This window comes from Herbaspirillum sp. WTB6, from assembly GCF_057457785.1.
On record NZ_CP176522.1, the window covers coordinates 2,158,087 to 2,171,657 of the forward strand.

The following is a 13,571-nucleotide window of genomic DNA, read 5'->3' on the forward strand; positions in this document are numbered from 1 at the left end:
TGAATCCGCCGCGCAGTGTGCGCGATGCCGGCATGCACCATTGTATTGAGCGGCAACTGGCGCGGGCAGCGCAATATTTCGATGCTGTTTATCCATATTTTCGATGGCGCGCCGCCGCGGCCCTGGCCGACCTGATTGCCGCAGGGCATGAACGGTGTCCGACAAGCGAGCCGGCGGTGCGGTAGGGTCCGGCGCGATGCCGCATCGGCCGCCGTGATCGGCGCCGCCGGATACTCTATGTTTAGGCCTTAGATGCCGCCGATAAAATATGGTTTGTTTCCATATACTCCAGCTCATCCTCGCCCGTGTGGAGCGCCGAAATCGAGTTGCGGCCCGAGCGGCACGATCCGGGTCGGATTGATCATGTCGTGGCTGCGGTAGTAATGGCCCTTGATGTGATCCATGTTGACGGTCGCGGCGACGCCGGGCCATTGATAGAGTTCGCGCGTGAAACCCCATAGATTCGGAAAATCGGCGATCCGCTTCAGGTTGCACTTGAAGTGGCCGTGGTACACCGCGTCGAAGCGCAGCAGCGTGGTGAATAGGCGCCAGTCGGCTTCCGTGATGCGCTCGCCGGTCAGGTAGCGCCGCTGCGCCAGGCGCTGCTCCAGCACCTCCAGCGCGGCGAACAATTCGCTGACCGCCTGCTCATAGGCGGCCTGGGAGGTGGCGAAGCCGGCGCGGTACACGCCGTTGTTGACGTTGGGATAGACGAAGCCATTCATCTCGTCGATGGTGGCGCGCAAGGCGGGCGGATAGAAATCGCCCGCAGCCGCTCCCAGCCCGTCGAACGCGCTGTTCAGCATGCGGATGATTTCGCCCGACTCATTGTTGACGATGGTGCGGCGCTCTTTGTCCCACAGCACCGGCACCGTCACCCGGCCGCTGTAGCGCGGCGCGGCGGCGGTATACACCTGGCGCAGGTAGTGTGCATGGTTGACCTCGTCGGCGATCACGCCGGCATCCGGCTCGAAGCTCCAGCCCTCGCTGCCCATGAACGGGTTGACCACCGAGACGCCAATCATCGATTCCAGCCCCTTCAGGGCGCGGAAAATCAGGGTCCGGTGCGCCCACGGGCAGGCCAGCGACACGTACAGGTGATAGCGGCCGGCCTCGGCCTGGAAGCCGCCAATGCCTGAGGGGCCGGCGGCGCCGTCCGCCGTGACCCAGTTGCGGAACTGCGCTTCGCTGCGCACGAAACGGCCGCCGCTGGCTTGCGTGTCATACCACTGGTCGACCCATTGGCCGTCGATCAACATGCCCATGCCTACCCTCCAGTTGAGTGTCGAGTGTTTCCGGGATCAAGGCCGGCGCTATGGCTTGCGCAGATGGCGCTCGATCGCGAACACGTGCGGGTCGTTTTTGCCGAGCGCGCGCAACGCCTGCGCCAGTTGCAGCAGGTACTCGCGGTTGGCGCCGCTCGGACCGTGGGCGGCATGGATCTGGCGCGCGATATCGGTTTCCGGCGCGGCTCCGAGAAAGGCCGGGTTGTCCTCGGTGGCGATATACACCAGCCCTTCGGCGTGCGTGTGGTCGTCGAATTCCATGTCGGTGACGAAGCGCAGGTAGCCGTTTTTCTCGCGGTAATCGAGGTGGCCGAACACCTGCGGCGTGATCAGGTAGGCCATGCCGTCGCACACCGCATCGGCTTGCGGCACCAGCGTCGCCACCCGTCCCGGCGCGGCCGGCGTGCCGCGGTGGTCGTGCGAGCCTTGCCAGAAGCGGCGCGTCCAGCCGCGGATGCTGGCCGGGCGCCGTTCGAGGTAGGGGAAATCGGCCTTGAAGATCAGCGAGCCATAGCCGAACAGCCACACCTGGTGGTGGCCGTCGAAATGGTCCATCAACTGGTTGGCGGCGGTGGTATCGACAGACATGGAGCGGGCCGGCAGGGTTATCCTATAATCCGCCGAAGCATGATGCGCGGCGCGGAACGTGCGCGTGCAGAGCGGATCGATCAAAGCCTCACTTTACCGCGAGATGCCGCTGCGCCGCTGGCGGCCGACCGGGCGCTGGCGCCACCGTGAATTTGTTTCCCCACCACAGGAGTTCCCATGAAGTTTGAAACCCTCGCCGTCCACGCCGGCTACACCTCCGACCCCACCACCAAGGCGGCGGCGGTACCGATCTACCAGACCGTCGCCTACACCTTCGACAACGCCCAGCACGGCGCCGACCTGTTCGACCTCAAGGTGCCGGGCAACATCTACACCCGCATCATGAACCCGACCCAGGACGTGCTGGAACAGCGGGTGGCGGCGCTGGAAGGCGGCATCGCCGGGCTGGCGCTGGCCTCCGGCATGGCGGCCATCACGGCGGCGATCCAGACCATCGCCGAAACCGGCGACAACATCGTCTCGGCCGGCACCATCTACGGCGGCACCTACAACCTGTTCGCCCACACCTTCCCGCAGCAGGGGATCGAAGTGCGCTTTGCCGATGCGCGCCAGCCGGAAACCTTCGCGCCGCTGATCGACGCCCGCACCAAGGCGATCTTTTGCGAATCGATCGGCAACCCGCTCGGCAACGTCACCGATTTCGCCCGCCTGGCCGAGATCGCGCACGCGCACGGCATCCCGCTGATCGTCGACAACACCGTGCCCAGCCCCTACCTGTGCCGGCCGATCGAGCATGGCGCCGACATCGTGATCCATGCGCTGACCAAGTACCTGGGCGGCCATGGCAACAGCATCGGCGGCATCATCGTCGACTCCGGCAAGTTCCCCTGGGCCGAGCACAAGGAGCGCTTCAAGCGCCTGAACGAGCCGGACGTGTCCTACCACGGCGTGGTGTACACCGAGGCGCTGGGCGCCGCCGCCTTCATCGGCCGCGCGCGCGTCGTGCCGCTGCGCAACATGGGCGCGGCAATCGCGCCGATGAACGCCTTCCTGTTCCTGCAAGGTATCGATACGCTGAGCTTGCGCATGGAGCGCATCTGCGCCAACGCGCTAGCGCTGGCCAAATACCTGCAGTCGCACCCGAAAGTGGCGTGGGTCAACTACGCCGGCCTGCCGGAGCATCCGGATCATGCGCTGGTGCAGAAATACATGGGCGGCAAGGCCTCCGGCATCCTGTCGTTCGGCGTCAAGAGCGACGGCGCCGACCCGCGCGCGGCCGGCGCCCGCGCGCTGGATGCGCTGCAATTGTTCATGCGGCTGGTCAACATCGGCGACACCAAGTCGCTCGCCACCCACCCGGCCTCCACCACGCACCGCCAGCTGGATGCCTCCGAACTGGCCAAGGCCGGCGTCTCGGAAGACATGATCCGGCTGTCGGTCGGCATCGAGCACATCGACGACCTGATCGCCGATCTGGATCAGGCGCTGGCCGCAGTCTGAGGGCGCGGCTGCGGGCCAGTCGGATCATGGATGAGTATAGGTAGAAAGCTGCCTATTTAAGAGCGATATCCTTATTTGTGTCGCGGAGTATGTGGAAGTTGCAAATAGCCCGGATGATCTCCGGGCTATTTTTTTGGCTTGGCGGCGCTGGCCGGATCGATTCCGATGGATCCGGGCGAAGCCGCTCAGTTCTTTGGTTGCTCGCCGTGGTGGTGCTGGTGGCCGGCCATGGCGTCCGGCCCATGGTCGGAGACTTGGGCGTCGAACCATTGGTGCAGGGCCGAGATCAGGCCGGCGTCGGCGCTGCGAAACACGAGTTCCGCGCCGCCCTCGACTTGGCGGTATTCGATCGCGACTTGGCCGGGCTTGGCCGAGCGCAGTTGCGCCAGGCCCGGCATGTTCTGGCCGTGGATGTGCGCCGGCCCGGAAAAATCACCCTTAAGAAACTGCGCCTGGATCTCCTGCAGATGTTGCCGCACCAGCCGGGTCTGGCCGGCGTCGGCGATGTTCCTGGCCACCACGCGTTGCGTCCCGCCGTCGGCGGTCTTGGTAAAGATATGGATGGTGGCCTGGAGGCTGAATGGCATCACGTCTGGCCCGCGCTTGGCGATTTCGGCCTGGCGCTGGGCGTCGGCCGTATTGGCCGCATCTGCCATCAGCGGCAGGATCGCGGCAATGGCAAATGCCAGCCGGAGAGTGGTTTTTTTCATGGGTGAGGCATCCATTTAATGGTGTTGAGATGCGCTCCGGCAAACAGCAAGACCTTGCTTGGCGTACCGGTCGGTTGTGGATGGTCGTCGCGCAATATCTGGGTATGCAAAAAATGATCCATTTTTATATGCGAAATTGGTGTTCATTGCTGGGAGTATGCGCTGTTCCCGGGCTGTGCCGTCTAGCGTAGCGCACGTACCATCATCCCGACCGCCACCAGCGCCGCCACCAGCGCAAATCCCTTTTGCAGTTGCGGCCCCGCCAGCCGCGAGCCGACCGCGCGTCCACCCAGCATGCCGAGCAAGGCGCCGGCGGCGAACGGCGCCGCCACCGGCCAGTGCAGGGTGCCGGCCACGGCGCTGGAGGCGACGCCGAAAAACGACACCAGCGCGATCACCGCGAGCGAGGTCGCCACCACCTGCGGCAGCGGCAGGTCAGTGTAGCGGCGCAGGGCCGGCACCATCACGAAGCCGCCGCCGACGCCCAGCAAGCCCGATAAAAACCCGGTCAGCATGCCGGCCGCGGCCAGCGCCCGCGCGCATGGCCAGGTCCAGTGGAAGCGCCCGTGCGCCGGGTTCAGGCGGCATGGCGGCGCGCCCCGGGCCGCAGTCGCGGCGCTGCCAGCCGCCTGGCGCCACATGCGCAGCGCCACGCCCAGCAAGACCACGGCAAACAGCAGCGCCAGCGGCCGGTTCGGCAGCCGCTGCGCCAGCCACAGGCCGAGCGGCGTGACCAGAATGCCGGCCGCCGCCACCAGCAGCGACGCCTTGTAGCGCACGTGGCCGGCATGCAAACCCAGCAGCGCGCCCAGCGCCGCCGCCATGCCCACCGCCAGCAGGCCGATCGGTGCCGCCTGCGCCATGCCCAGGTGCGCGCCGAACACCAGTAGCGGCACCGCCAAGATGCCGCCGCCGGCGCCGGTCAGCGCCAGGATCAGGCCGACCACCAGGCCCAGCGCCAAGGGGATTTCCATATTTTTCCGTATTGAAAGAAGGGCGCGCGGCGCTACCTTGTCCGCGCCGCGCGCCGCAAAGTATAGTATCGAACCCCGCGTTCAGGAGTTGCCCATGTCGCCCCACGTACAAGGTTTTCACGATCCGGTCACCGGCACCGTCAGCTATGTCGTGTATGAGGCGGCCGGCGGCGCCTGCGCCATCGTCGATCCGGTGCTCGATTACGACCCCAAGGCCGGGCGCACCAGCACGCTGGCGGCCGATCGGCTGCTCCAATTCGTGCGCGCCGAGCGCCTGACGGTGGAGTGGATCCTGGAAACCCACGCGCATGCCGATCACCTGTCGGCCGCGCCCTACCTGAAGCAGCAACTGGGCGGGCGGATTGCGATCGGCGACCGGATCGGCGTGGTGCAAGAGGTGTTCCATCGGATTTTCAACCTCGAAGCCGATTTCCGCCGCGACGGCAGCCAGTTCGACCACCTGTTCGGCGACGGCGAGGAATTTGCGATCGGCCGCCTGACGGCGCGCGCGCTGTATGTGCCCGGCCATACCCCGGCCGACGTCGCCTACCAGGTGGGCGATGCGGTGTTCGTCGGCGACACGCTGTTCATGCCGGACCTGGGCACCGCCCGTTGCGATTTTCCCGGCGGCGACGCGCATCAGCTATACCGTTCGACGCGCCGCCTGCTGGCGTTGCCGGACTCCACCCGCCTGTTCGTCTGCCACGACTATCCGCAGGGGCGGGCGCCGCAATGGGAAAGTTCGGTGGCGCGCCAGCGCGCGGAAAACATCCACGTGCACGACGGCATTGGCGAAGCGGAATTCGTCGCCATGCGCAGCGCGCGCGATGCCACTCTGGAAATGCCGAACCTGATTTTGCCGGCGATCCAGATCAACATCCGCGCCGGCGCCTGGCCGCCGCCGGAAGTCAACGGCGTGCATTACCTGAAGATTCCGCTGAACCGCTTTTAGGTCATGGTGCGCGCATTGCGGCAGGGCAAGCCGGCCGCGGCCGCTGCGTGTGTCGGCCGGGTTTCGTTGGTTAGCAAATGTTTCAGCGCGTTCCCGGGGCCGGGAAAGCTGCAATACTGGACTGTGTCCCGTGCGGACGGCTGGCGCAGGGTGTGACGCACGTGGCGTGTGGAAGGGTGAGGTATATCATGAAAACGATCAAATCGGTATTGCTGTTGTCGGTCCTGCTGGCGGCGGTGGCCGGCAGCACGGCATGGGCCGCGCCCGGCGGCTTCCATGGCGGCGCCGGTTTCCACGGAGGTGGCAGCCATTTCCATGGCGGCGGGCATTTCCGCGGCAGGGTCGGGGTGGTGATTGGCGGCCCGCTGTACTGGCCCTATTACTCCTATCCCTATTATCCGTATTATCCGGGGCCGTATTACAGCCCGCCGATAGTGGTGACGCCGGTGCCGCAGACCTACATCGAGCAGGGATCGGACGCCGCCGACGCCGACCAGTACTGGTATTTCTGCGCCGATCCAAAAGGATATTACCCCTACGTCCAGACCTGTCCGTCGGGTTGGCGCCAGGTGACGCCGCAACCGCCGGCTGACGGCAACTGATAGGGAGGCATCATGGCTGCAAATCTGAAATTTTCACCGTTGCTGGCGTTGCTGGCGCTGGGCGCCTGCACCACCTTGCCGACCGGCCCGAGCATCCTGGCGCTGCCGGGAACCGGCAAGAGTTTCGACCAGTTCCGGGCCGATGACGCGTCCTGCCGCCAGTATGCGCAATTCCAGATGAATGGCATGAGCGCGGACCAGGCGGCGATTGACAGCGGCCTGCGCAGCGCCGCGGTCGGCACCGTGCTGGGCGCGGTGGCCGGGGCTGCGATCAACGGCGGCCGCGGTGCCGGTGTGGGCGCCGGGGTTGGCGCGGCGATGGGCGGCCTGTCCGGCGTCGGCGCCGCCAACACTTCCGCCTACGGTACCCAGCAGCGTTACGATTTTTCCTACACGCAATGCATGTATGCGCAGGGGCATCGGGTGCCGGTTTCCGGGCGCTTCATGGCGGCGCCGCCCGCGCCTCCCGTTCCGGGCGGAGCACCGCGGCCGGGCTCCTACCGGCCGCCGCCGCCGAACACGCCGCCCCCGCCCGGCTACTAATCCAGCCGCCTCGGCGACTGTCGGCACCGTGGCCAGCTGCCCGCCATCGGCCATCCTGGCCGCGCATGGAGGCGAGCACGCCTGGTGCGGCAGATACGGCTCGGGCATTTCTGCCGCCAGTACGCATTCCTTCCGCGCGCGGCGCCGGCTTGGAAGTGGGCGGCGGCAGGTAGCTTCATTCCCGCGCCTGCCTGGAGACGCCAGTGTGGCGGCGCATCCCCTGTAGGGCGGCAACAGCGCTTCGTGGCACAATCCGTGCTGCCGGCATGACCGGCTCCACCCACACGCCACGCGAAGATTGCCATGCCCGATCAACAAAAATTCGGCCCGATCGTAATTGCCTCCTATGTCCTGATGATCGGCGCCCTGCTGCTGGTGATGGGGACCGGTCTGCTGGCGGCGCTGTTTTCCGGCTTGCTGGTGTATTCGCTGGTGCTGTTGCTGGCGCCCGTGCTGGGCAAGAAAATCAGCAGCCAGCGCGCGCGCATGATCGCGGTGGCGCTGCTCGGCTCGCTGATCGTCGCCTTGCTCAGCCTGGCCATCTGGGGCGTGGTGATCTTCATGCAAAGCGATGCCGGCAACATGCAGATGGTGTTGCAGCGCATGGCCGACATCATCGAAGCCTCGCGCGACCAGATCCCGCCCTGGCTGCGCGAAAACCTGCCGCAAAACGCCGAAGCGTTGCGCGAGATGTTCACCGTCTGGCTGCGCGAACACGCGACCCAGGCCAAGACCGTCGGCCAGGAAGCCGGCCGCATCATCGTCCACCTCTTGATCGGCATGGTGATCGGCGCCATGGCGGCGCTGTACAACGCCAGCTCGGTGGCCAATTACCGGCCGCTGGCGGCGGCGCTGCATGCGCGCGTGGTGCACCTGGAACGGGCGTTTCGCAACATCGTCTTCGCCCAGGTGCGGATCGCCGCCATCAACGCGGTGCTGACCGGGATCTACCTGGTCGTGATCCTGCCGCTGGCCGGGGTCCATCTGCCGCTGACCAAGAGCATGATCGCGATCACCTTCGTCGCCGGCCTGCTGCCGGTGGTCGGCAACCTGATCTCGAATACGGTGCTGGTGGTGGTCGGGCTGTCGCACTCGCTCTCCATCGCGGTCGCCTCGCTGCTGTTCCTGATGCTGATCCACAAGCTCGAATATTTCCTGAACGCCAAGATCATCGGCTCCCACATCAACGCCCACGTGTGGGAATTGCTGACCGCGATGCTGGCGATGGAAGCGCTGTTCGGTGTCCCGGGTGTGATTGCGGCGCCGGTGCTGTATGCCTACGTCAAGCGCGAATTGAGCGGGTACGGCCTAGTCTGATCTGGCGTTTTCGGAGCTGGCTGGATGCGCCGTATCCTAAGATGCCCAACGTTCTCTCAATGTAAGGGTTAGGCATCAACGTTACCAACATAGGATGTAACCGTTGCCTGAAGCTGCTCGGCATAATTGTAGATGTCGTCCACCGACTCAAGCGAAACTTGTTCTTCCTCTTTCTGCGCGTTAAAGACCCCGAGCTTCAACTTCTGGGTGTTGTTGAAGCGTAGTCGGCAGATCGGCTTTCGGTTGTTGTCGTCAAGAAGAATTGCACAGTAGCTCTGCGCATCTCGCATGACAACACGCTTCGTAGGCACAAGATTTCGGATGATCGCCCGAACGGTGTGGAAGCCTTCAAGCTCTTCGCTTGAAGTGACGATGACTGGCTCATTTGCCACGGAAGATTCGCTCTGAACCACAGCAGCAGATTTATCGGAAATCGTGACTGACTCAGGAGACATGGCTCCCTTTAGTCGTTCGTTGATTCGCTCACCGATGAACTGTTCGAATGCCCGCTTAGAGATGGTGGTGAACTGATCTCGAACAGCCGGGGTGAATCGTTTTGACCCGAGAAGATCAGTCGCGAGGAGACGCACAAAATCCTCGGAGGGGTTTGCCACCAGTTCAGCCAGCTTCGTTTGGATAGCTCGCGTGTACTTCAGATCGTTCGCCGTCGTCAGGATCGTATCGAGGTCGAAGGCCGATTTAGCGAATTTCTTCAGTTCCTCGACGTCCCGTTCCTTGAAGTCGAGGATATTGAACTCGAAGAACGGCTTCTCGTCCATCTTGTTGGGCTGTTCAAGGTCGGTGAAGAAACGATAGACGAGCCCGTTCGTGAGAACACTGAACCTAGCTTCGGTGACATGGAAGTATCGGAAGAGTTGACCTGCATGATTGATGTTGAGGTCACCGCCGCACTTCTTGCACTCGAACAGCATGATCGGCTTACCGTCACGCAAGATCGCGTAGTCGACCTTCTCGCCCTTCTTTGTTCCAACGTCAGCCACAAGCTCAGGCGTAACCTCCAACGGATCAAACACGTTGTATCCAAGGGCCTGGATAAATGGCATGACCATCGCGTTCTTGGTGGCCTCCTCAGTTTGAATCATCGTTCTGGTATTGACAATTCTGCTTGCCAGCATGCGCAACTGGTCGATGAAGTCCATGACTTTCCTCCTTTAGATTGGACGCAAGATTGTGAGGGGTGTGCTTGGTGCCTAACGTTTGCCCAAGCCAATTGAATGGGTGTATAGCGCATCCTTAATATGCGCAATGTACTGATTTGATTCATCAATCCTCTGATGGCGCCGAGTTGTGACACTCAGCCACCCAAACTGCGGCGAAACGTGTAAAAGTCGTTCCAGTCAAAGCAAGCGCTAATAAATTTGGTCCACGTCATTACGGCAGTAAGTTGCCATGATGACACAAGCGCGGCCCGTTTTAAGCAGGGGCGAAGCAGCCGTTGAATACTGGTGATATGGGTGGCTTGAGTCGGGCATCGCACGGATGTTTTTTGTGCATACCCGGGCGAATTGATTAATGCCCGGTTTCCGCCAGCCAGGCCAGCGCCCCTTGCGCGGTCCAGCGGCCGCTGGCGAAGCAGGTGGTCAAGAGATACCCGCTAGTGGGCCCTTCCCAATCCAGCATTTCGCCGTGGCAGAACACGCCGGGCAGGGCGCGCAGCATCAGGCGCGCATCGAGCGCCTCGAACAGCACACCGCCTGCGCTGCTGATTGCTTCGTCGAGCGGGGCGGCGCCGTCACGCGCTCCGCAGAAACTTGGGACCATATCCGCCCGTCTGTTCCACCTAAGTGTTATGCGGCACTTGGTTGCGTACTGCATTGGCCCCTGATCCACCCAGCGCGGACACGTATCACTCGGGAGAGCCAGGAAGTTTGGTGGCAATCCGAATATTTACGCGTTGGAGTTTTCTTATGACAAATTTATTTAATGTCTTTTTCTACCAATATACGTTTCACTAAAGGAAACATATTTTTTGCCCACAGTTGGCAGCCCTTGGCGGTTAGGTGGCCTCCCTGGCTTCTGTCAAATTGCCTATGCTCTTTATCGACCGGAATATCTTTTATCCAGCTCCCGTAATAGTAAGCGTTATACTTTCTTGCAGTCTCCTCTGCTTCCTTAATGGTTTGAATTAGGCCTATAGAAACATATATTGTTGGTATCTTTCGGTCCTGCAATTGCGATAATATTTTTTCTAAGGTTTCAATATTTGAAGTCTTGTTTGGATCATTGGCGCCCGGTTCAAAAATTACCAAACGGGTCTTTTCCAGATTTGCATTGGCCAACCGATCCATCATCCAAACCGGTTTATCCCCATCCACGCCGGCATTAATGACATTTACGTCGAAACCATCAGCCCGCAGCAATTCCTCTAGATGAACCGTAAATATTTTTGATCTATCAACACCCTTGCAATTTGTATTACTCGTGCCGAGCGCAAATATTTCAAATGCAGTCGAATTGGTGGAGAAAATTGCCCACAGCGCAACAAAAAGAAATCTTTTCATACGAGGCTCCTTATTGAACTTGCATGGCGAATCGAACCGTTTTCAGTTGAATTTGATCGTCATAAGGAATTAATACACATCGATGATGATTAATTGGTCAATTACGATTAGCGCTGCCGGAATGGCGCGCGGTGTTTCATGCCGCCTGACGTTTGATATACACCTTTACAGGCATGTATCCAATTGAGCAGGTGGATAGCGCATCCTTAATGCGCGAAACATACTGATTTTATTCATCAGTTCTCTAAGGAGTCCTAGTGCGGATACTTAGGCCGTCCAGATTGCCGCAAACGCGTAACGCCGATTCAGTAAGAGTCAGCGCGAATAAATTTGCTTTATGTCATCACTATATCAAGTTGCCATGATGACACAAGGCCGCCCGGTTTTGAGCCAGGGTGGATAATTCTTGAAATACTCATCGTAAGAGCAGCTTGATTCCGGCGTTATGCGAGAGCTTTTCACGCATACCCCAGCGAATTGATTAGTGCCCGGTTTCCGCCAGCCAGGCCAGCGCGCCTTGCGCGGCCCAGCGGCCGCTGGCGAAGCAGGCGGTCAAGAGATAGCCGCCGGTGGGCGCTTCCCAGTCCAGCATTTCGCCGGCGCAAAACACGCCGGGCAACTCGCGCAGCATCAGGCGCGCGTCGAGCGCCTCGAACCGCACGCCGCCAGCGCTGCTGATCGCTTCGTCGAGCGGGCGCGGCGCGATCAGGCGCAGCGGCAGCGCCTTGATCGCGGCGGCCAGGCGCGCCGGGTCGCGGAAGTCGTCGGCGGCCACCAGTTCGCGCAGCAGGCCGGTCTTCAGCGGGGACAGGCCGAGCCGGCTTTGCAAATGGCTGGACAGCGAGCGCGAGCCGCGCGGGTGCGCCAGTTGTTCGATCAGCCACGGCAGTTCGCGCGCCGGCGCCAGGTCAAGCCGCAGCTCGGCGCTGCCGCGCGCGGCGATGGCGTCGCGCAGCATGGCCGACCAGGCGTAGATCAGGCTGCCTTCGACGCCGCCGGCGGTGATCATCAATTCGCCGGGGCGGCGGTGGGCGATGCCGGCGATGTCGGTGAACCCGGCCATCACCGATTTCAGTGGCTGACCGGCGAAGCGTGCGGAAAAATGCGCACTCCAGCCGACTTCGAAGCCGCAGTTGGCCGGCTGCAGCGGCGCCACCGCGATGCCGCGTTGCGCCAGCAGCGACAGCCAGGCGCCGTCGGAGCCGAGCCGCGCCCAACTGCCGCCGCCCAGCGCCAGCAGCACGGCGTCGGCGCCCAGCGTGCGTTCGCCGTCGGGCGTGGCGAAGCGCAGGCCGCGCCTGCCGTCGGCGGCGTCCCAGCCGAGCCAGCGATGGCGCATGTGGAATTGCACGCCGGCCGCGCGCAGGCGCTGCAGCCAGGCGCGCAGCAGCGGCGCCGCCTTCATGTCGGTCGGGAACACGCGGCCCGAACTGCCGACGAAGGTGTCGATCCCGAGCCCGTGCGCCCAGTCGCGTAGTGCGGTCGGCGCGAAGGCGTCCAGCCACGGCCCGACCTGCGCCGCGTGCGCGCCGTAGCGGGCGAGGAAGGCCGGCGCCGGTTCGGCATGGGTCAGGTTCATGCCGCCCTTGCCGGCCAGGAGGAACTTGCGCCCGACCGAGGGCATGGCGTCGTACAGGTCGACGCCGATCCCGGCCGCGGCCAGCGTTTGCGCCGCCATCAGCCCGGCCGGGCCGCCGCCGATGACGGCGACGCGGGTGGCTGGCTGTGGAGCGGAAGCGGTCATGGCGGGCGCTGGCGAGAATGGGAAGGGATGAAACCATGCCGGCTGGCCGTATACTGGAACTTGCGCGGCCGGGGCCGCAATTTTACGCATATTCCGCCTGCCATGACTTCCTTGCTGCGCTGCAGTTGGGCCAATCCGGCCAATCCGCTGTATCTCGAATATCACGACCGCGAATGGGGCGTGCCCTGCCACGACGAAACCCGGCTGTTTGAAATGCTGAACCTGGAAGGCGCGCAGGCTGGCCTTTCCTGGGAAACCATCCTCAACAAGCGCGCGCACTACCGGTGCGTATTCGACGGCTGGGACGCGGAAAAAATCGCCCGCTACGACGCCGCCAAGGTGGCGGCGCTGCTGGCCGATCCCGGCATCGTGCGCAATCGCCTGAAAGTGGCGGCAACGATCGCCAATGCCCAGGCCACGCTGCGCCTGCGCGCGGAAGAAGGTGGGTTGGATGCGTTCCTGTGGGCTTACGTGGACGGAGTGCCGATTCGCAACGGCTGGCGCAGCATGGCCGAGGTGCCGGCGAAAACCGCGCTGTCGGAGCGGCTGTCGAAAGATTTGGCGCGGCGCGGTTTCAAGTTTGTCGGCCCCACCATCGTGTATGCCTACATGCAGGCGATCGGCATGGTGGACGATCACCTGGCCGGCTGCCATCGGGCCTCCGCCGGCTAAGAAAATCGATTACCGGCAGCGGTCGCCCGCTCCGGCCATGACGGCTGCCATTCAGCTACCAGGCGCGGGTGGATTTCGTATGGCCGCGCGATTTCGCTCAGCGTTTTATCAGCGCTCATGTCACTGCTCTGGAGTGTGTCCGGGTGATGGGCCGTGCTCTTCCGAACGCGCTCTTGATCCCGGACTCAGCCTTGCCGCCG

General features: G+C 63.0%; 13 protein-coding genes and 1 pseudogene. 6 read left to right on the top strand and 8 right to left on the bottom strand.

What is annotated here, in order from left to right; translation table 11 throughout:
• Positions 1-293: 293 nt before the first annotated feature.
• Positions 294-1,265, bottom strand: coding sequence for a glutathione S-transferase family protein (locus ACK2VC_RS10045; RefSeq protein ID WP_486730205.1), 972 nt, complete (start codon positions 1,263-1,265; stop codon positions 294-296).
• Between the two features lie 48 nt (positions 1,266-1,313).
• A complete protein-coding gene (locus tag ACK2VC_RS10050; RefSeq protein ID WP_486730206.1) occupies positions 1,314-1,874 on the bottom strand; it encodes a gamma-glutamylcyclotransferase in 561 nt (186 codons plus the stop codon).
• 177 nt (positions 1,875-2,051) lie between these two features.
• On the opposite strand from ACK2VC_RS10050, the gene ACK2VC_RS10055 reads away from it, so the two are divergent.
• Positions 2,052-3,335 carry an O-acetylhomoserine aminocarboxypropyltransferase/cysteine synthase family protein gene (locus tag ACK2VC_RS10055; RefSeq protein ID WP_486730207.1) on the top strand — a complete coding sequence of 428 codons (1,284 nt, stop codon included), beginning with the start codon at positions 2,052-2,054 and terminating at the stop codon, positions 3,333-3,335.
• A 185-nt stretch (positions 3,336-3,520) separates the two neighbouring features.
• On the opposite strand, the gene ACK2VC_RS10060 is transcribed toward ACK2VC_RS10055, so the two are convergent.
• Positions 3,521-4,045: an aspartate carbamoyltransferase gene (locus ACK2VC_RS10060; RefSeq protein ID WP_486730208.1), complete on the bottom strand. Its 525-nt coding sequence runs from the start codon at positions 4,043-4,045 to the stop codon at positions 3,521-3,523.
• 182 nt (positions 4,046-4,227) lie between these two features.
• On the bottom strand, positions 4,228-5,019 hold the full coding sequence (locus tag ACK2VC_RS10065; protein ID WP_486730209.1) for a sulfite exporter TauE/SafE family protein: 792 nt from the start codon (positions 5,017-5,019) through the stop codon (positions 4,228-4,230).
• Positions 5,020-5,113: 94 nt separating this feature from the next.
• Here ACK2VC_RS10065 and ACK2VC_RS10070 point away from each other — a divergent pair, with 94 nt between their 5' ends.
• The 4 genes from ACK2VC_RS10070 to ACK2VC_RS10085 all read left to right on the top strand — a co-directional run bounded on the left by ACK2VC_RS10070 (position 5,114) and on the right by ACK2VC_RS10085 (position 8,433).
• On the top strand, positions 5,114-5,971 hold the full coding sequence (locus ACK2VC_RS10070) for an MBL fold metallo-hydrolase (protein WP_486730210.1): 858 nt from the start codon (positions 5,114-5,116) through the stop codon (positions 5,969-5,971).
• A 188-nt stretch (positions 5,972-6,159) separates the two neighbouring features.
• Positions 6,160-6,573, top strand: coding sequence for a hypothetical protein (locus ACK2VC_RS10075; protein ID WP_486730211.1), 414 nt, complete (start codon positions 6,160-6,162; stop codon positions 6,571-6,573).
• Between the two features lie 12 nt (positions 6,574-6,585).
• Entirely contained in the window at positions 6,586-7,116 is a 531-nt protein-coding gene (locus ACK2VC_RS10080; RefSeq protein WP_486730212.1) for a hypothetical protein, read from the top strand.
• A gap of 303 nt (positions 7,117-7,419) precedes the next feature.
• Positions 7,420-8,433, top strand: coding sequence for an AI-2E family transporter (locus ACK2VC_RS10085; RefSeq protein ID WP_486730213.1), 1,014 nt, complete (start codon positions 7,420-7,422; stop codon positions 8,431-8,433).
• Positions 8,434-8,501: 68 nt separating this feature from the next.
• On the opposite strand, the gene ACK2VC_RS10090 is transcribed toward ACK2VC_RS10085, so the two are convergent.
• From ACK2VC_RS10090 to ACK2VC_RS10105, 4 genes and pseudogenes are all read right to left on the bottom strand, one after another.
• On the bottom strand, positions 8,502-9,593 hold the full coding sequence (locus tag ACK2VC_RS10090; protein ID WP_486730214.1) for a type I restriction endonuclease: 1,092 nt from the start codon (positions 9,591-9,593) through the stop codon (positions 8,502-8,504).
• Positions 9,594-9,963: 370 nt separating this feature from the next.
• Positions 9,964-10,176, bottom strand: a pseudogene (locus ACK2VC_RS10095) (NAD(P)/FAD-dependent oxidoreductase); the annotation flags it as partial.
• Positions 10,177-10,370: 194 nt separating this feature from the next.
• Positions 10,371-10,955: an SGNH/GDSL hydrolase family protein gene (locus tag ACK2VC_RS10100; RefSeq protein WP_486730215.1), complete on the bottom strand. Its 585-nt coding sequence runs from the start codon at positions 10,953-10,955 to the stop codon at positions 10,371-10,373.
• A gap of 481 nt (positions 10,956-11,436) precedes the next feature.
• The gene (locus ACK2VC_RS10105) at positions 11,437-12,699 is read right to left on the bottom strand and encodes a TIGR03862 family flavoprotein (protein ID WP_486730216.1); all 1,263 of its coding nucleotides are present in this window, start codon (positions 12,697-12,699) and stop codon (positions 11,437-11,439) included.
• Positions 12,700-12,801: 102 nt separating this feature from the next.
• On the opposite strand from ACK2VC_RS10105, the gene ACK2VC_RS10110 reads away from it, so the two are divergent.
• Complete coding sequence (locus tag ACK2VC_RS10110) at positions 12,802-13,371, top strand: DNA-3-methyladenine glycosylase I (protein ID WP_486730217.1); 570 nt, start codon at positions 12,802-12,804, stop codon at positions 13,369-13,371.
• Positions 13,372-13,571: the final 200 nt, after the last annotated feature.

What these genes read in the sequence shown, in the direction of transcription:
- ACK2VC_RS10065 (WP_486730209.1), bottom strand. Translation starts at nt 5,019, where the DNA reads ATGGAAATCCCCTTGGCGCTGGGCCTGGTGGTCGGCCTGATCCTGGCG.
- ACK2VC_RS10090 (WP_486730214.1), bottom strand. Translation starts at nt 9,593, where the DNA reads ATGGACTTCATCGACCAGTTGCGCATGCTGGCAAGCAGAATTGTCAAT.
- ACK2VC_RS10045 (WP_486730205.1), bottom strand. Translation starts at nt 1,265, where the DNA reads ATGGGCATGTTGATCGACGGCCAATGGGTCGACCAGTGGTATGACACG.
- ACK2VC_RS10085 (WP_486730213.1), top strand. Translation starts at nt 7,420, where the DNA reads ATGCCCGATCAACAAAAATTCGGCCCGATCGTAATTGCCTCCTATGTC.
- ACK2VC_RS10080 (WP_486730212.1), top strand. Translation starts at nt 6,586, where the DNA reads ATGGCTGCAAATCTGAAATTTTCACCGTTGCTGGCGTTGCTGGCGCTG.
- ACK2VC_RS10110 (WP_486730217.1), top strand. Translation starts at nt 12,802, where the DNA reads ATGACTTCCTTGCTGCGCTGCAGTTGGGCCAATCCGGCCAATCCGCTG.
- ACK2VC_RS10105 (WP_486730216.1), bottom strand. Translation starts at nt 12,699, where the DNA reads ATGACCGCTTCCGCTCCACAGCCAGCCACCCGCGTCGCCGTCATCGGC.
- ACK2VC_RS10070 (WP_486730210.1), top strand. Translation starts at nt 5,114, where the DNA reads ATGTCGCCCCACGTACAAGGTTTTCACGATCCGGTCACCGGCACCGTC.
- ACK2VC_RS10060 (WP_486730208.1), bottom strand. Translation starts at nt 4,045, where the DNA reads ATGAAAAAAACCACTCTCCGGCTGGCATTTGCCATTGCCGCGATCCTG.
- ACK2VC_RS10050 (WP_486730206.1), bottom strand. Translation starts at nt 1,874, where the DNA reads ATGTCTGTCGATACCACCGCCGCCAACCAGTTGATGGACCATTTCGAC.
- ACK2VC_RS10055 (WP_486730207.1), top strand. Translation starts at nt 2,052, where the DNA reads ATGAAGTTTGAAACCCTCGCCGTCCACGCCGGCTACACCTCCGACCCC.
- ACK2VC_RS10100 (WP_486730215.1), bottom strand. Translation starts at nt 10,955, where the DNA reads ATGAAAAGATTTCTTTTTGTTGCGCTGTGGGCAATTTTCTCCACCAAT.
- ACK2VC_RS10075 (WP_486730211.1), top strand. Translation starts at nt 6,160, where the DNA reads ATGAAAACGATCAAATCGGTATTGCTGTTGTCGGTCCTGCTGGCGGCG.